At 71.5% G+C, this 15,773-nt stretch carries 14 protein-coding genes; 7 read left to right on the plus strand and 7 right to left on the minus strand.

Annotation, left to right across the window (positions count from 1 at the left end; translation table 11 throughout):
* Positions 1–404: 404 nt before the first annotated feature.
* The 6 genes from OHA61_RS02730 to OHA61_RS02755 are packed head-to-tail and all read left to right on the plus strand — an operon-like array spanning position 405 to position 6,942.
* Positions 405–1,637, plus strand: a complete 1,233-nt coding sequence (locus tag OHA61_RS02730) for an acetyl-CoA carboxylase biotin carboxylase subunit family protein (RefSeq protein ID WP_406301502.1) — start codon at positions 405–407, stop codon at positions 1,635–1,637.
* A gap of 26 nt (positions 1,638–1,663) precedes the next feature.
* The gene (locus OHA61_RS02735; RefSeq protein ID WP_406301503.1) at positions 1,664–3,109 is read left to right on the plus strand and encodes a hypothetical protein; all 1,446 of its coding nucleotides are present in this window, start codon (positions 1,664–1,666) and stop codon (positions 3,107–3,109) included.
* 1 nt (position 3,110) lies between these two features.
* The gene (locus OHA61_RS02740) at positions 3,111–4,406 is read left to right on the plus strand and encodes an MFS transporter (protein WP_361914487.1); all 1,296 of its coding nucleotides are present in this window, start codon (positions 3,111–3,113) and stop codon (positions 4,404–4,406) included.
* A gap of 10 nt (positions 4,407–4,416) precedes the next feature.
* Positions 4,417–4,869, plus strand: a complete 453-nt coding sequence (locus tag OHA61_RS02745; RefSeq protein WP_406301504.1) for a pyridoxamine 5'-phosphate oxidase family protein — start codon at positions 4,417–4,419, stop codon at positions 4,867–4,869.
* Positions 4,866–5,666 carry a phytanoyl-CoA dioxygenase family protein gene (locus OHA61_RS02750; protein ID WP_406301505.1) on the plus strand — a complete coding sequence of 267 codons (801 nt, stop codon included), beginning with the start codon at positions 4,866–4,868 and terminating at the stop codon, positions 5,664–5,666. The genes OHA61_RS02745 and OHA61_RS02750 overlap by 4 nt, the downstream gene beginning before the upstream one ends.
* 4 nt (positions 5,667–5,670) lie before the next feature.
* The gene (locus tag OHA61_RS02755) at positions 5,671–6,942 is read left to right on the plus strand and encodes an ATP-grasp domain-containing protein (protein ID WP_406301506.1); all 1,272 of its coding nucleotides are present in this window, start codon (positions 5,671–5,673) and stop codon (positions 6,940–6,942) included.
* On the opposite strand, the gene OHA61_RS02760 is transcribed toward OHA61_RS02755, so the two are convergent.
* The 4 genes from OHA61_RS02760 to OHA61_RS02775 all read right to left on the minus strand — a co-directional run bounded on the left by OHA61_RS02760 (position 6,918) and on the right by OHA61_RS02775 (position 11,888).
* Positions 6,918–8,450, minus strand: coding sequence for an FAD-dependent monooxygenase (locus tag OHA61_RS02760; protein WP_406301508.1), 1,533 nt, complete (start codon positions 8,448–8,450; stop codon positions 6,918–6,920). The genes OHA61_RS02755 and OHA61_RS02760 overlap by 25 nt on opposite strands.
* Positions 8,451–8,525: 75 nt before the next feature.
* Positions 8,526–9,755 carry a beta-ketoacyl synthase N-terminal-like domain-containing protein gene (locus OHA61_RS02765; RefSeq protein ID WP_406301509.1) on the minus strand — a complete coding sequence of 410 codons (1,230 nt, stop codon included), beginning with the start codon at positions 9,753–9,755 and terminating at the stop codon, positions 8,526–8,528.
* Positions 9,752–11,017 carry a beta-ketoacyl-[acyl-carrier-protein] synthase family protein gene (locus OHA61_RS02770; RefSeq protein ID WP_406301510.1) on the minus strand — a complete coding sequence of 422 codons (1,266 nt, stop codon included), beginning with the start codon at positions 11,015–11,017 and terminating at the stop codon, positions 9,752–9,754. The genes OHA61_RS02765 and OHA61_RS02770 overlap by 4 nt, the downstream gene beginning before the upstream one ends.
* Positions 11,018–11,066: 49 nt before the next feature.
* Positions 11,067–11,888, minus strand: a complete 822-nt coding sequence (locus OHA61_RS02775; RefSeq protein ID WP_361914506.1) for an AfsR/SARP family transcriptional regulator — start codon at positions 11,886–11,888, stop codon at positions 11,067–11,069.
* A 355-nt stretch (positions 11,889–12,243) separates the two neighbouring features.
* Between OHA61_RS02775 and OHA61_RS02780 the strand changes: the two genes are divergently transcribed.
* A complete protein-coding gene (locus tag OHA61_RS02780; protein WP_389371176.1) occupies positions 12,244–13,233 on the plus strand; it encodes a BTAD domain-containing putative transcriptional regulator in 990 nt (329 codons plus the stop codon).
* Positions 13,234–13,265: 32 nt separating this feature from the next.
* Here OHA61_RS02780 and OHA61_RS02785 read toward each other — a convergent pair whose 3' ends face one another.
* The 3 genes from OHA61_RS02785 to OHA61_RS02795 form a co-directional block, all read right to left on the minus strand.
* Positions 13,266–13,871, minus strand: coding sequence for an acyl carrier protein (locus OHA61_RS02785; protein WP_406301511.1), 606 nt, complete (start codon positions 13,869–13,871; stop codon positions 13,266–13,268).
* Positions 13,872–13,896: 25 nt separating this feature from the next.
* Positions 13,897–14,724 carry a BTAD domain-containing putative transcriptional regulator gene (locus OHA61_RS02790; protein WP_406301512.1) on the minus strand — a complete coding sequence of 276 codons (828 nt, stop codon included), beginning with the start codon at positions 14,722–14,724 and terminating at the stop codon, positions 13,897–13,899.
* A gap of 419 nt (positions 14,725–15,143) precedes the next feature.
* Entirely contained in the window at positions 15,144–15,770 is a 627-nt protein-coding gene (locus OHA61_RS02795; protein WP_389371179.1) for a ScbR family autoregulator-binding transcription factor, read from the minus strand.
* Between the last annotated feature and the right edge of the window lie 3 nt (positions 15,771–15,773).

The following is a 15,773-nucleotide window of genomic DNA, read 5'->3' on the forward strand; positions in this document are numbered from 1 at the left end:
CCACAAGGGGTAAGTCCAGCGACCTCAATCAGTCGCCGAGCGGAATCAGAGTGAATCCCGAGTCACCGGATCGTCAATAGCGAATTCACGGAGACCGTGCGGATGCTGGCCGATTTACATGCTTCGATCTTGTGTTCACGCCAACCGCGAGCAATATTCTCCCTGTTGAGAGTAGAGATCAGCCATATCGCAACGCGCTTGCACCTGGCCGGAAATATGCACTGAGGCAATGACAAGTTTCGGATAGCAATGACAAATCTCGGCGGGGAGCTACAAATCTTCCCCTGCCCGACGATTCGAGCGGGCATTGGGCGCTAGCTTCCCAGCGGCGGGCAGTTCAGCCGCAGCCGCACAATTGCTCTCCTTCACGAGAGCCGCGTAGTGAGAGGTACGGGGTGAACTCAGTGGCCGGTACTGGAGATCTTCCGCTGGTCCTTCTGGTGCACAGTGGCGTGCGGCAGTTCCGCGAATATCTCCTGTCGATGGCCGCCACGCATGCCCGTATCTGGCTGTTCCTGGACACCGAGCCCACGTGGGAGCTGCCGTTTCTGTGCGGCCACACCGTGGTCGACCTCCATGACGCCGGCGCCCTGAAGACCGCGGCCCATTCGGTGGCGGCCCGGCACACCGTGGCCGGGGTGCTGTGCTGGAACGAGCTGCTGGTGGAGCAGAGCGCCCGGCTGCAGCAGGAGTTGGGCCTTCCTGGCTCCCCGCCCGGGGCCGTGGCGCTGTGCCGCGACAAGCACGGCACCCGCCGGGCCCTCGATGCCGTGGGCGTGCCCCAGGCCCGCTCCGTCCCGGTCGCGTCGGCGGCCAAGGCCGAGCGGGCCGCGGCCCGTATCGGATTCCCGGTGGTCGTCAAGCCGCGCGGTCTGGGGGCCAGTGTCGGAGTGAGCAGAGCCGCATCGCCCGCGGAGGTGGCGGCGGCGTACACCGCGGCGGGAACCGTGGAAATGGCCGGTGCGCCGGACTTCGGCGGGAGCGTCCTGGTCGAGGAGTACCTGCGCGGCGAGGAGATCAGCATCGACGCGGCACTGCTGGACGGCGAGCTGACCCCGCTGTACATCGCCCGCAAAGTCTGCGGATTCGAGCCGTACTTCGAGGAGATCGCACACAGCGTCGACGCCGCCGACCCGCTGCTGGACGACCCCGGGCTGTTCGACGTCCTGCGGCGGGCGCACGCGGCGGTGGGCTACCACACCGGGATCACCCACACCGAGCTCAGACTCACCGCGGCCGGGCCGAAGGTGATCGAGATCAACGCCCGCCTCGGCGGCGATCTCATTCCTCTCGTGGCTTCGTTCGCCTGCGGGGTGGATCCGGGCCACTGGGCTGTCGCGATCGCCTGCGGCATCGCGCTGCCGCCACCCGCGCGCCGCCGCGGTTGCGCGGCGATCCGCTTCCTCTACCCCGAACAAGACTGTGTGGCCGGCGGCGTGCACGTGGACGCGGCGGCGCTGCCCGCGGCGGCGGTGCGGGCGCAGGCGCTGGCCGAGCCGGGTCAGGAGCTGCTGCTGCCGCCCGCCGGTCACATCATGAGCCGCTACGGCTATGTGCTCGTCACCGGGCAGAGCGCCGACGCGTGCTGGATCGAGGCCGACAAGGCGGCTCACGCCGTGCGCCTGAGCACCGCGTGAACCCGAGGGAAAGGCAGTTGCCCGCAATGACGACCGACAGCGCGAGGTCCGACTGCACGAGGTCCGACAGCACGACGACCGACGGCATGACCACGGACCCGGTGACGACGGCGTTTCTGCGCGAGAGCGCGGATCCGCACAGCCCGCTGCACACCGTCCTCAAGGAGATCAGCCTGCCGCCGGCTCTCGCGGCGGCGGCCGGCACCCGGCTGCTGTCCCGGCCGCTCTTCGCCCCACAACAGGCAGTGGAACGAGCAGCGGCCGATACGGCAGGCATCTTCGAGCTGATCACCTCGCTGCCGCAGCGCCTCTTCGACGGCGACCTGGGCGCGTACTGCCGGGCGCTGGGCATCGACGAACGCACCCAGAAGCTGATCACGCGCCTCGGCGGCGGCGCTCCGCCGATGTACGGGCGCACCGACATGAGTTTCGACGGAAGCCGGTTCCGGCTCCTGGAGTTCAACATCGCGAGCGAACTCGGCGGCATCGACCGAGCGGGCACGCTGCCCCGCCTGTGGGCACAGGCTCCGGGTTTCACCTCCTTCGCGGCCGAGCACGCGCTGACGTATCTGGACACCGGCCGCGTGGTCGCCGAAACGCTGCGGGCAGCGGCCCGCCCGGTGGCGGGCGGACGCACCCCGGTCGTCGCCCTGCTCGAAGCGCCGGGCGGGCTGGCGAAGTTCGGCGCCGTGTGGGAGGCGGTCGCCGAGCTGATGCGCGCCGAGGGACTGGACTTCCGCGTCGGTGAGGTGCACGCGGTCAGGAGCCGGGGGAAGCGGATCACCCTGGACGGCACCGCGGTGGATCTGGTGCTGCGCTGCTTCTGCGCCGAGGAGATCCTGGCGGAGCCCGACGGCGAGGCCATGGTGGAACCCCTCTTCCAGGCCCATGAGCAGGGCACCGTGGTGCTGTGGACGCCTCTGGAGTCCTATCTGTTCAGCAACAAGGGCGCGCTCGCGCTGCTCTCCCGGCCCCGCCTGCGCGATCGCTTCAGTACCGAGGAGCTGGCGCTGATCGACCGGCTGCTGCCCTGGACCAGGTCACTGCCGCACCAGGCGCGTACCAGCGCCCCGGACCTGTTCGCCGAGTGTCTGGCCCGACAACACGAACTGATCCTCAAACCCCGTGCGCAGTACGGCGGTTCGGGCGTGCTGGCCGGATGGGAAACGCCCGCGGGCCGTTGGCGGCGCGCACTGGAATCGGTCGACGCCTGCGGCGCAGTCGTCCAGGAGCGCGCCCACACCCGCCCGGAACCCGTCCTCGATCCGGCAACCGGCCGCACCGAGGTCTGGCGGACCGTATGGAGCCTGTTCCTCACTCCGGACGGGCACGCGGGCACTTATGCCCGCGCGCTGCCCGCCGACGCGGGCGCCGTGGTAGGCATGGGCGCCGATCAACGGGCCTGCACGGCAGGCGTGTTCACATTCGAGGCAGCCGCCCGGCCCGGCGACACGTCGGCAGCGGGGGTGTGACATGCAACTGCTGCGGCAACCGGCGTTCCGCCGGCTGTGGGCGGGCCAGGCGGTCACCCAGTTCGGAACGCAGATCAGCATCCTCGCCCTGCCGCTGACCGCCCTGACGACCCTGAACGCCAGCGCCTTCGAGGTGAGCGCCGTTCAGGCCGTGCAGGTCGCGCCGTATCTCCTGATCGGGCTGCCCGCGGGCGCTTGGGTGGACCGGATGCCGCGCAAGCCGGTCCTCATCACGGCAGACCTCGTGCGGGCCCTGGTGCTGCTGACCGTGCCGGTCAGCCATGTGCTCGGCGTTCTCACCCTGGCGCAGCTGTACGCCGTCGGGCTGACGATCGGCGCGGCCACCGTTTTCTTCGACATCGCCTACCAGTCCTATCTGCCCGACATCCTGCCCGCCGAGGATCTCGCCGAGGGCAACTCCAAGCTGGAACTGGCTCGTTCGGGCGCGCTGGTCGGCGGGCATGCCGCGGGCGGCTGGCTGATCGGGCTGCTGCGCGGGCCCGTGGCGCTGTGCGTGGACATCGTCTCGTTCCTCTTCTCCGCCGTGATGGTGTGGCGCATCCCCGGCCGGCCCCGCCCCCCGGAGCCCGCGGCGCGCACCGGCCAGCTTCCGTGCCAGGACATCATCCAGGGCCTGAAGTTCGTCAGGCACCACCGGCTGCTGGCTCCCATCACGATCACGTCGTGCCTGACCAATCTGTCGTACGCCATGGTCTCGGCCCTGCTCGTCACGTACGCGACCCGTCAGCTGGGCTTCTCACCGGCCCGGATCGGCCTGGTGATGGCGCTGTCCAGTGCCGGAATGGTGGGCGGAGCGCTCGCATCCCGGCGGGCGGCCCGGCGCATCGGCACCGGGCCGACCATCGTCGCCGCCTCGCTGCTGTGCGGGGCCGGACCGCTGCTGCTGCCAGTGGCCGGGTACGCGGCGCCCCACACCCTGCTGGTCGATGCCCTGCTGGTCGGCGGTCTGCTGATCCAGGCGGTCGGTGTGGTGGTGCTCAACGTCAACCAGGTGAGTGTGCGTCAGGCGGTCACCCCCCGGCCGCTGATGGGACGGATGAACGCCACCGTGCGCTTCGTGTCCTGGGGCGCACTGCCGGTGGGCGCGCTGCTCGGGGGCGCGCTGGCCCAAGTGGTGGGACTGCACAGCGCGATGTGGCTCTCCGCCCTGGTGGGAGCCCCCGTCTTCCTAGGTCTTGCCCTCTCCGACGTGCGCCGAGTCGGCGCGGACGGCGGCACACACAGCGAGGAGCCCGGTACATTCGCCGCGGTCGGCAGGCCACGTACACCACGATGAGGAGAACAGCATGACTCTCGCACCACCGCGCAGCCGCGAAGAGCGCCGCCGCGATGTCCTCGTGCACTTCGAGAAGGACGTCGACACCTGGGTGTCCACCGCGGACTTCGACGGCGGGCCCTATCTGGTGCCGCTGTCCTTCCTGTGGGACGGCAGTTTCTTCTACATCTCCACGGTGCGTACCTCGCCCACCAGCCGGAACCTTCTGGCGGGCGGCCGGGTGCGGCTCGCGTTCGGCGCGACCCGCGATGTCGTCCTGGTCGAGGGCGTCGCCGAGGGTGTCCAGCCGGACGACGTCGGCCCGAAGTTCGGGGACACCTTCGCGGAGAAGACCGGCTTCGATCCGCGTGAGCTGAAGACGCCGTACCAGTACTTCCGTATCAGTCCCCGGCACGTGCAGGCGTGGCGGGAGGTCAATGAGCTGTCCGGGCGCGACCTCATGCAGGAGGGCAACTGGCTATGACCCACAACGTGACCGATGCCGCCGTCGGCACCCTGGAGGACAGCGGGTTCGTCCCGCTGCCCGGCCTGGTGCCGGCGGCGGGGCTCGCCCGGCTGCGCCGCGCCGCCGCGCAGCTGCGCAAGGAGGCCGCCCATCTTGACTCCTCGGCCGGGGACTTCGTCCTGGAGGCGGCCGGGGTGGGCGGCTGGGTGGCCTGGCAGCAGGGCGATCCACAGGTCGCCGGGCTGCTGCGCTCGGTGAGCCGGGCCCACCACTACGCACCGGACCTGGCCGCGCTGCAGGCCGAACTGGACCTGCCCGAGGGCCTGGTGCCCCGGCTGGCGGGCGCGCCGGGAGTCCTGGTGAACTCCTTCCTGTGGGCCAAGCCGCCCCGGCTGGGCTCGGAGAAGCCGTGGCACCAGGACATGGCGTTCGCTCCCGAAGGCTTCGACACCGAGGCGCACAGCGTGGTCACGGTCTGGGTGGCGGTCGAGGAGGCGACCGAGGCCAACGGCTGTCTGCAGTTCATCTCCGGCTCCCACCGGCACGGCCTGTTCGAGCACCGCGGCGACAGCGAACGTCGCCCCGGCGAGCCGCCCCTCGCGGACGCCGTCGAACCCCATGTCGACCCGGCCCGGGTACTGTCCGCACCCGCCCCCGTGTCGGTGCCCCTGCCACCGGGGTCGGCGGTCGCCTTCGACGGGATGATGCTGCACCGCTCCGCCCCCAACTCGACGGTCAGCGAGCCCCGTACGGCGATCAGCTTCGTCTACCGGGTGCCGAGGCCGGCCTGGTCCCACCCCGACCGCCGGAGGTAGTGCCATGCCCGTGCACACCATGAACGAGCGGGTCGCCGTCGTCGTCGACGGCTACTCCACAGGAGCGCTGTACGCGCCCGCATTCGCCGCGTACGGAATCGGCACGGTCCACGTGGAGAACCGGGCGGAGCGTGCCGGAACCTTCCGCGCCACCTACGCCCCGGAAACCTACCGGGCGGAGTACTCCTTCGACGGCGACTGGGACACACTGCTGCGCTCCCTGGGGCGGCATCACATCGGGTGGGTGGCCGCGGGCACCGAATCGGGCGTGGAGCTGGCCGACGAGCTCGCCGCCGTGCTGGGCCTCAGCAGCAACAACGCGCCGTCCTCCTCGGCCGCGCGCCGCGACAAGCTCCAGATGCAGCGGGCAGTCGCCGACGCCGGTGTGCCTGCCGCCTGGAACGCTGCGGTCACCACCGCCGAGGAGGCGTACGCGGTGACCGCGGGGCACGGCGGCGGGCCGGTCGTCGTCAAACCCCTGCGCAGCGCGGGCACGGACGGCGTGTTCTGCTGTACGAGCCCGCAGGAGGCCGCAGCCGCCGCGGACAAGCTCCTGGGCAGCCGCAGCGTGTACGGCCAGACGAACGCGGCCGTACTCGTGCAGGAGTATCTGCGCGGTGACGAATACATGGTCAACTGCCTCTCAGCGGACGGGCAGCACACCGTCACGGAGATCTGGCGCTCCGTCAAAACCGTGCTGGCGGGCGCGCCCGTGTACGACTACATCGATCTGGTCCCGCCCCAGAACCCCGACGCGCAGCCGGTCGCCGCGTATGTACGAGACGTCCTGGACGCGCTGGGGACCCGCTGGGGGCCCTCGCACACCGAAGTCATCAACACCGCCGACGGGCCACGGCTGGTCGAGAGCGCGGCACGCCCGCAGGGAACCATCGACGTGTCGGCGGTGACCCGGGCGACCGGGCGGAATCCGGTGGCCAACACCGTGCACGCCATGCTCGTCCCCCATCTCTACGCCTCCAGGCGGCTGCCCACCGCGCCGCTGGCCGAGGCCCGTGGTGTGAGCTTCATCTGCCCGAGCAGCGGACGGCTGCGCCGGGACCTTGACTGGTCCCGGCTGCGGACCCTGCCCTCGTACCACAGCATGCTCGCTCCGGCCGGACGCGCGGGTGAGTTCGTCCGTCGCACCAAGGACCTGTTCACCCGGCCCGGCGCCGTCTATCTGATCCATCGGGACCGCTCGGTGGTGGAGCGTGATCACGCCACCATCCGGCAGTGGGAGCGCGACGGCTTCTACGACATCGAGGCCGGCGACTGAGCAGCCGGGCGGCCGTCCGTCACGAACAGACCGGTCTGTACGTGCACTTGGGGATGGCCGTAGGCAATCCGCCGGGTGATGCGCGCGCCGAGCGGTGTACGCGTGACGAGCCGCGCGGCGCGGGCCCGCATGAAGGCGGCGAGTGGTCCGCCGTGGCCGAAGAAGGCGGCGGCCTGCAGGCGCTGCATCCGCAGGACCGCGTCGGCGGCGGGCGCCCGGGCCGCTTCGAAGGCGGCGAGGCGCGCCTGTGAACAGTCCCCTGCGGCAAGCGCGGCGACGAGCAGCGGATGCAGGACGGCGGCGTCCTGCAGAGCTTGGTTGATGCCCTGGGCGCCGAGCGGGCCGTGGGTGTGCGCGCTGTCCCCGGCAAGTACCAGGCCGTCGCGCACCCACTGATCGGCGCGGGCGGCGAAGACGTCGAGAAGGGTGAGGTCGGACAGCTGTGTGAGATGTTCGTCGATGAGGTCGGCCAAGTGCGGCAGGGCGGCGGCCAGTTCGCGCCGGATGTCGCCGATGCCGCGCGCGGCGGCCTGCTGCCAGGTGCGGTGGGGCAGCGTCCAGCCGATCCTGAGCCGGTCGGGCCAGCAGTCGTGGACGAGTACCGCGGCGGTTCCCGCCCGGTGCACCCGCACCCGGCCTGTCGTCCGGCCGGCGGCCGGCAGCGCGAACCACACCACGTCCTGGTCGAAGGCCTCGGTGCGGCCGGACGCGATCCCTGCGAGCTGCCGGGTCTTGGAGAACCGTCCGTCGCAGCCCACGACCACCTGGGCTCGCACGGTGGTGCGCCGCCCGCCGGGCCCGCTCACCACGACCCCCGCGCACGCGCCGCTCTGCTCCGTGTGCAGCAGGCTGCCGATGCGGTGCCCGCCCAGGTAGTGGAAGCCGGGCAGTCGCCGGCACCTGGTGAGCAGTTCGTCGAGCAGATGGCGCTGCGGAAGGGCGAGCAGCCGGTTGTACGGTGCGTCGAGGCGGCGGTAGTCGATGTCCAGGAGCAGCCTGTCCCGCTCCAGGACCTGGAATCCGTCCAGGGCCACGGCGCCCCGGCCGCGGGCCGCGTCCAGTACCCCCAGCTGGTCCAGGATGCGCTGGCCGCCGGGCTGCAGGATCTCCCCGTGGAAGTCGCGGCCCGCCGATGGCGAGCGCTCCACCAGCACGACCCTCACCCCCGACCGCAGCAGCATCAGGGTGAGGGCGAGACCTGCCGGGCCCGAGCCGACGACCACGGCGTCGGTGTGCACGGTGTCCGTGCCGCGAGCGGCCAGGGCGCGGTTGACGAGGTCGAGGTACTGGCGGGGGGTCTCGGCCTCGTCGATGGCTTCCTCCCCGAGGCCGATCCCGTGCTCGTCCTCGATCCGGGCGGTGGTCTGCAGGATCGCCAGCGAGTCGTATCCGAGGTCGAAGAACGGCACGTCGAGCATGCCCTCGTCCAGGTCCCCGGCGTCCCCCTCCCCCGCGCCCGCGCATGCGCGCAGCAGGGCGGTCAGGTCCGACAGGTTGAACGGTGCCACGGTGGCCTCTCTTCCTGCGTGCTCGGCACGCTTGTGGTGCCTGGAGGGGGGTCCTGAGGGTCTTTTGGCGGGGTGTCAGTCCGGGCCGCGTACGACGGCCGCGGAGTTGAACCCGCCCCTGCCTCGGGCCAGGACCAGCGCGCAGCGCAGCACGCCGCCGCGCCGGGGCTCGCCGGTCACGAGGTCCAGCGGGCAGTCGTCCGCGGTGCGCTTTGTCGCGGTGGTCGGCGGCACCACGCCGTCGCGCAGGGCGAACAGGGCGGCGGCCAGATCGAGGGAGGAGCCACCGGCCAGCAGGCGGCCGGTCATGGTCTTGGGTGCGGTGACCGGGACGCCGTACGGGCCGAACAGTGCGCAGATCGCCTCGGCCTCGGCCCGGTCGGCGCCCCGCTCGCCTGCCGCGTCGGCGAACACGACGTCGATGTCGGCGGGGCTCACACCCGCGTCGGCCAGGGCCAGTTCGGCCGCCGCGCGCAGCCGGGGCACGCCGGGTCCGTCGAAGGTGGACGCGCATCCGGCGACGGTCCCGTAACCGGCCGCTCCCCGGGCCCGTGCGGTCTCCGCGTCTTCGAGGACCATCAGCGCGCCGCCCTCACCCAGGACATGCCCGCAGGCGTCCGGGGCGAACGGCCGGTAGGCGCGGGCCGGTTCGGCGACGGGGCTCAGAGCGCCGACCGCCATGTGCGCGGCCCAGGCCCACGGACACAGCGCCGAGTCGACGCCGCCGGCCAGCATCAGGCGGGAGCCGTTGCGCAGGTGCCTGCGGGCCTGTGCCACGGCGTCCAGGCCGCCCGCCTGTCCGGTGACGACGGCGCCGCCGGGGCCGTGCAGCTGGTGCCGGACGGCGAGCTGGCCAGGACCGGCCGCGGGGAACCAGGCGCTCGTGTCGTAGACGCTGACGTGCCGTCGCCCCTTCGTCCACAGCGCCTGGAGCTCGCTCTGGCCGAGTTCGACGCCTCCTGCGGAACCGGCCGTGACGACACCGGCGTTGCTGTCCGCCGACAGGGCGGGGGCGGCGTCCGCGTCGGCAAGCGCCTCGGCTGCCACGGCAAGTGTGAGCCGGGTGATCCGGTCCGTGGCCGACCGCAGCCGGGCGGGAACATGGTCCTCGTCGACGAAGCCGTCGATCTCGCCCGCGACCCGTACCGGATATTCGTCGGCGTCGAATCGGGTGAGGGGCCCGATGCCACTCTCACCGCGCAGTACCGCGGCCCACCAGGCGCTGGCGCCCAGGCCGTTGGGGGCGGCGACCCCGATCCCGGTGATGAGGGGGGCCGGCTGTTCCCTGCGCGTACGGGCGCTCATGGGGCCGCTGCCGGACGCGGGCGGGTGAGGACCACGGCGCTGTGGAATCCGCCGAAGCCGCTCCCGAGGCCGAGCACCGTGTCGATGCGCTGCTCGCGGGCGGTCAGCGGGGTGTAGTCGAGGTCGCAGGCCGGGTCGGGGTCGTGCAGATTGGCGGTGGGCGGCACCACACCGTGCTCGATGGTCAGGGCGCCCGCGGTCAGGCCGAGAGAGCCGGCTGCCCCGAGGGCGTGGCCGATCATCGATGCGATGGAGCTGACGGGGATGCGGTAGGCGTGCGGGCCGAAGCTGCGTTTGAGGGCCTCGGTCTCGTACAGGTCGTTCTGCCGGGTGCCCGCGCCGTGGGCGTTGATGTGGTCGACATCGCCGGGGTCGATCCGCGCCCGGTCGAGTGCGGCCCGTATAGTCCGCGCCAGTTCGTGGCCACCCGGGCGCAGCCCGGTCATGTGGTAGGCGCTGTTGCGCCGCGCGAACCCGGCGATCTCGGCATACATCCTCGCTCCGCGGCTGCGCGCGTGCTCGAACTCCTCAAGGATCAGCACGGCCGCTCCCTCCCCGAGCACGAAGCCGTCGCGCGTCCGGTCGAAGGGGCGCGAGGCGGTCTGTGGCTCGTCGTTGCGCCGGCTGGTCAGCTTCAGCGCGTCGAAACCGGCCACGGTGATCGGGGCGATGGGCGCCTCGGTGCCACCGGCGATCATGACGTCGGTGCAATCCTCGCGGATCAGGGCGGCTGCGTGCCCGATGGAGTCCAGACCCGAGGTGCAGCCGTTGGAGAACAGCGTGACGGGTCCCTGCGCGCCGCAGTCCAGGGCCACTTCGGCCGCGAGCGAGCTGGGCAGGAGGTAGTCGAGCAGGTGGGGCACAGCGCGGGTGTGGTCGACGTGCCAGGTGGATCCGCAGTCGCTGACGACGGCGTACTCGGTGCTCAGACCCGTGACGCAGCCGGCCGCGCTGCCGAGCGCGACCCCGGTGCGCAGTGGGTCCCCCATGCGGTCCAGACCGCTGTCGGCGATCGCCTCACGCGCGCCGACAAGGACGAACTGGGCCGCCCTGTCGAGCCGTTCCGTCTCTTCGGCGGTGAAGTGGTGCTCGGCCGGGTCGAAATCGGCCTCGGCGGCGATACGGGAACGGTAGGGGGTGGGGTCGAAGAGCGTGATGGCGCGGGTGGCGGTGCGGCCCGCGGTGAGCAGCGACCAGAAGCCCTTGGTGCCCACCGAGCCGGGCGCGACCACGCCCAGGCCGGTGACGACGACGCGCCTCACGGTCCCTCCCCCACGCCTGCCCCCGCGCCGCCTGCCCGGTCGGGCGGACTCACGCCGCGTACAGGTCGAAGGTCGAGGAGCGCCTGGGACCCGCGACGACATCCAGCATCGGGTCGACGGCCAGGATCGCCTGGTGCAGTCGCTGCAGTTGGGGGGAGGGCTCCACGCCCAGGTCCTCGATCAGCCGCCTGCGCAGGCGGCGGTAGACGTCGAGAGCGGAAGCCTGCCGGCCGGAGCGGTAGAGCGCCACCATGGCCTGCGAGTGCAGTCCTTCGTGCTGCGGGTGACGGGCAATCAGGTCGGTGAGTTCGGCGATGAGTTCGCCGTGCCGGCCCAGCCGCAGGTCCGCGTCGATGCGGCGTTCCCGGGCGACGAGGCGGCTCTCCTCCAGCCGGGTCACCTCGATCTCCAGGATCGGGCCGACGCGTACGTCCACGAGCGCGGGCCCCTCCCACAGATCGAGGGCTTCGCGCAGGCAGCGGGCCGACGCGTGGTCATCGCCCTCTTCGAACGCGTCCTGGCCCTGGGCCACCAGGCTTTCGTACTGGTGCACATCCACCGCTTCGGACGGGATCTGCAGCAGATAGCCGCCGTAGCGGGTGGCGAGCACGTCCTTCGCGGAGCCCGGAGCATCGGGCCCCATGGCCGTGCCGAGCCGCCGGCGCAACTGCAGGATGTACGTCTGCAGGGTGGTCAGGGCGCTGGGTGGAAGGTCCGTGTTCCAAATCTCCTCCATGAGGGTCGGAACCGGCATGACCCGTCCCGGGTACAGGGCGAGCAGGGCCAGTATCTGGCGGGGCTTGCCGGCGGTCGGAACGATCGAGACTCCGTTGACCTCGGCACTCAGTGGACCCAGAACCTTCATCTTCACGATTTCCTCCGTACCTGGCCGGCCTCCGCCGTTTCGAGCCGGTATCCGGAGAAGCACCGTAACCGTGTTCGACGGCCATCCCTCTTGCACTCCGCCGCCTTTCGAGCCGTTCTCCGGCGGTGCGGCCGCCTCCGTTTCCGGCCGCGCGACACGCGCCCTGAACGAGACTCAAGAAACGTTTCACGGTGCGCTGAGCAGCACTGGTGTCAGCACTGGCCACTGCGCGCGGCATCTATGGTCCGTACGGCGAGGAGTTGCGCGTCGTGAATTCCAGGAATCTTTCCGGCGGATCACCGGACGGATCTTTCGTGGAATTCGATACCGGCTTCTTTTCTTCTGCGAGAGGAGGGGAGAGATGGAGTTTCGCATCCTCGGTCCGGTGGAGATCCATGACGAACGCTCCGGTGTGCGGATCGCTCTGACGGGAGCCAAACAGCGGGCGCTGCTGGGCGCGCTGATCGTGAAGCGTGGGCAGGTGGTGTCGGCGCACCGGCTCATCGACGAGCTGTGGGGCCACACCCCTCCGGCGAACGCGACCAATGCGCTGCAGGCTCATGTGATGCGGCTGCGGCGGCTGTTGCCGGTTCCGGTGCCGGGTTCGGGTGAGCCGCACCACGAGTGGATCGTGACCCGCTCGATGGGCTATGTGCTGCGCGCGGGCCGGGCCGGTACCGATGCCGGGCAGTTCCACCAGCTGGCAGCCGAAGGACGCGCTCAGGCTGTGGCGGACCCCGAGGAGGCGGCCGGCCTGCTGCGCCGGGCGCTGGCGCTGTGGCGGGGCGCGGCGCTGGAGGGCGCCGGGCGCGGGGACATCTGCTCGGCCGAGGCCGCCCAGCTGGAGGAGGGACGCCTCACGGTGCTGGAGACGCTGTACGACGTGTCTCTGCGCGCCGGACGGCACGGGGAGATCACCGGTGAGCTGGAGGAGCTGACGGCCGATCATCCGATGCGGGAACGCTTCTACGACCTGCTCATGACCGCGCTGTACCGGTGCGGCCGGCAGGCGGAGGCACTGAGCGTGTACGACCGGGCACGCAAGCGGCTGGTGCACGAGCTGGGGGTGGAGCCCGGGCCCGCGCTGCGGGGCCGGATGGAGGCGATCCTCCACCACGATCCGGGCCTTGACGCACCGGCGTGCCGCGAGCAGGTCGCCACTGTCCACCGGCTGCCCAGCTCCCCCGACGACACCGGCTCACCTGCCGCGGCGGGCCTGGGGGCGAGCGTGCTGAGTCTGAGCGACGAGATCGCACGCCTGCGCAGCCACGTCGAGCGGCTCTCGCGCGAACAGCAGCATCTGATGCACCGCTTCGACCAGTTGACCGCCCCGCCCGCGGCGGGGCAGTGAACGGCGCCGCGTACGGGTGCCCGCGGAGCCGCTCAGCGCGTCCAGGCCGCCGACGGCCCGGGAGCGACGGCAGTGGTGCTCGCGGCGATATGGGCCGCCAGGGCGGACAGGCAGGGGTGGTCGAACAGGACGGCGGGCCGGGCCCGAAGCCCGTACGCGCCGTTGACGAAGTCGAGGAACTCGGCGCCCAGTACGGGATCCAGGCCCAGGCTGCGGAAGGTGGCCTCGGTGTCGATGTCGAACACGTCGCAGCACAGCGTCTCGGCGAGCTGCTCGCGCAGGACGCCGAGAACGTCGTCCCTCCCTCCGCCGGCCCTGCTCGCCCCGGCCGGAACAGGCCTGGTCTCGGGCACGGCTCGCTCACCGAGCGGCCTGGGCGGCGGTGTGCCGGTCAGCTGGGCGGCGACATACCGGGAGAGGGCTGCGGGCGTGGGGTAGTCGTCGAGTTCGGCGACATCGATGTCCGATCCGCAGGCGGCGTTCAACAGGGCCACGAACTGCGCGCCGAGCAGTGCGTCGACGCCCAGCAGCCAGAAGGTCAGGTCCGGCTCGATGTCCGCGGCATCCTGGTAGAGCAGCCGGGCGAGCACCTGCGTCGCCTCCCGGAGGGACAGGGCCTCGGCCTCTTCCGGGCTCATGGTCCGGTGCGGGGGCGCGTGCCGGTCAGCGCACGCGAGCCGGTACGCGCGTGCCGCGTCCCTGGCCCCCGGACGCCGGGGCGTCGGGCTGGGCCATCAGGATGGAGCGCTGCAGCCGGCCCAGTGCGGCCGACGGCTCCAGGCCCAGCTCTGCGACGAGGGTGTTGCGCAGCCGCTGGTAGACGTTGAGTGCCTCGCCGCGCCGTCCCGAGCGGTGCAGGGCCAGCATGAACTGCCCGTGCAGGCTCTCGTGGGTGCGGTACCGGCTGACGAGCACGGTCAGTTCGGAGAGCAGCTCCCGGTGGCGGCCGAGGCGCAGATCGGCCTCGATCCGCTGGTCGAGGGCGCACAGCCGGGCCTCTTCGAGGCGCTCGATCTGCATGCCGATCTGGCTGCCTGCCTGTACGTCGGCCAGGGCGGGCCCCGACCACAGGGACAGCGCGTCCCGCAGCCGTGCGGCCGCCTGGGAGTAGTCCTCGGCGTCCATGGCCCGGTACCCGGCACCGGCGCGGCGCTCGAATTCGCGGAAGTCGACGGTGCCGCCCTCGGTCTCCAGGCGGTAGCCGCCGGGAAGGGTGACCAGCACGCTCTTGGCACTCCGCCCCTCGTCGGGGGCGGCGGCCAGGGCCTCGCCGATGAGGTCACGTACCTGGAGTACATAGGTCTGCAGTGTGGTGCGGGAGCTGCGTGGCGGCTTCTGGCCCCAGAGCTCCTCCACCAGCTGGGAGACCGGCACCAGTTGATCCGCGTTCAGCGCGAGCAGGGCCAGAACCTGCCGGGGCTTGGGCGCGGAAGGCGCGATCGACCGTCCCTTCTCCCGCACCGACAGCGCCCCCAGCACTTCGATGTTCATGTTTCTCCCCCAATGTCGGGCATGCAGGGTCAGGTATGCGAACTCACCGCGTCCGCCCCCGCAGATGCGGTTGCGGCACCTGCCGTACACGAACGATACGATTAAAAAACAGCACGGTCGGTTTGTCAATGCTGGAACGGATGCTTCCGCGAGGTTCCGCCATCTGAGGGCGACGGTCGGTTTCCGGCCGATGCCGGTCCCGTCGCACAGCAGTGCGCACCCCCGCCGCGCAGGCGTGGCAGGGGTGCGCACCGTGGCAGAAGGGGCAGGCGGTGGGGTGGGCGGGCGCCCGGACCGACCCATGACAAGCCATCCCGGCACACCGCACGGGCGGCGCGACACAGCACCCAGGGGGTCGCGAAAACAGACCGCCAAGACGGTTTTAATGTCTGGCGGGCGTGGGGGGAAGCGGGACGGCGCTACGGCTGGTGCGCGCCCTCGGCCGTGAGGCCGGCGAGCACCGACGCGACGGCGAGCCGGGGCAGCAACAGCTCCCAGAACCGGGTGACGGTGGGTGCGGAGCGCCACGCGGAGTCGCGGGCGCCGAGCACCTCGAAGCCCACCGTGGCCGCCACCACGGCGGTCACCACGTCCTGCGGTGCGACCGTCCGGTGCAGTTCTCCGTCGCCCTCGGCGTTGTGGAGTGTCCGGGAGACCCATTGCTGCCAGTGGCGGCGCAGGTCGTGCCCGGGTTCGCCGGCCGCGGCGCCGCTGAGTTCGAACCCGGCCCGCAGCACCACGTCCTCGCCGAGGCCGCGGATGAGCCGGTGCGAGGCATTCACCAGCAGCTGCAGACGGCTCACCGGCGCGGCCGCCTGCTCCTCGCCCGACGTGATCCCGCACAGACGCTCCAGGGCCGCCTCCTCGACGGCGCCTGCGAGTTGGGCCTTGGTGGCGAAGTGGAAGTGCAGCGCGCCGGTGCTCACCCCCGCGAGCGAGCTGATCGTGGAAAGCGCCGCCACGGTGAAGCCTTCCCGGTCGAAGACCTCCGCCGCGCACCTGATCAGCGCTTCACGGGTACGCGCCGCACGTTCCTGCTTGACCATCGA

This window comes from Streptomyces sp. NBC_00885 (assembly GCF_045207475.1).
Classification (GTDB): Bacteria; Actinomycetota; Actinomycetes; order Streptomycetales; family Streptomycetaceae; genus Streptomyces.

Coding starts and splice junctions, on each gene's coding strand:
- OHA61_RS02735 (WP_406301503.1), top strand. CDS start 1,664: ATGACGACCGACAGCGCGAGGTCCGACTGCACGAGGTCCGACAGCACG.
- OHA61_RS02740 (WP_361914487.1), top strand. CDS start 3,111: ATGCAACTGCTGCGGCAACCGGCGTTCCGCCGGCTGTGGGCGGGCCAG.
- OHA61_RS02745 (WP_406301504.1), top strand. CDS start 4,417: ATGACTCTCGCACCACCGCGCAGCCGCGAAGAGCGCCGCCGCGATGTC.
- OHA61_RS02750 (WP_406301505.1), top strand. CDS start 4,866: ATGACCCACAACGTGACCGATGCCGCCGTCGGCACCCTGGAGGACAGC.
- OHA61_RS02755 (WP_406301506.1), top strand. CDS start 5,671: ATGCCCGTGCACACCATGAACGAGCGGGTCGCCGTCGTCGTCGACGGC.
- OHA61_RS02765 (WP_406301509.1), bottom strand. CDS start 9,755: ATGAGCGCCCGTACGCGCAGGGAACAGCCGGCCCCCCTCATCACCGGG.
- OHA61_RS02780 (WP_389371176.1), top strand. CDS start 12,244: ATGGAGTTTCGCATCCTCGGTCCGGTGGAGATCCATGACGAACGCTCC.
- OHA61_RS02785 (WP_406301511.1), bottom strand. CDS start 13,871: ATGAGCCCGGAAGAGGCCGAGGCCCTGTCCCTCCGGGAGGCGACGCAG.
- OHA61_RS02790 (WP_406301512.1), bottom strand. CDS start 14,724: ATGAACATCGAAGTGCTGGGGGCGCTGTCGGTGCGGGAGAAGGGACGG.
- OHA61_RS02795 (WP_389371179.1), bottom strand. CDS start 15,770: ATGGTCAAGCAGGAACGTGCGGCGCGTACCCGTGAAGCGCTGATCAGG.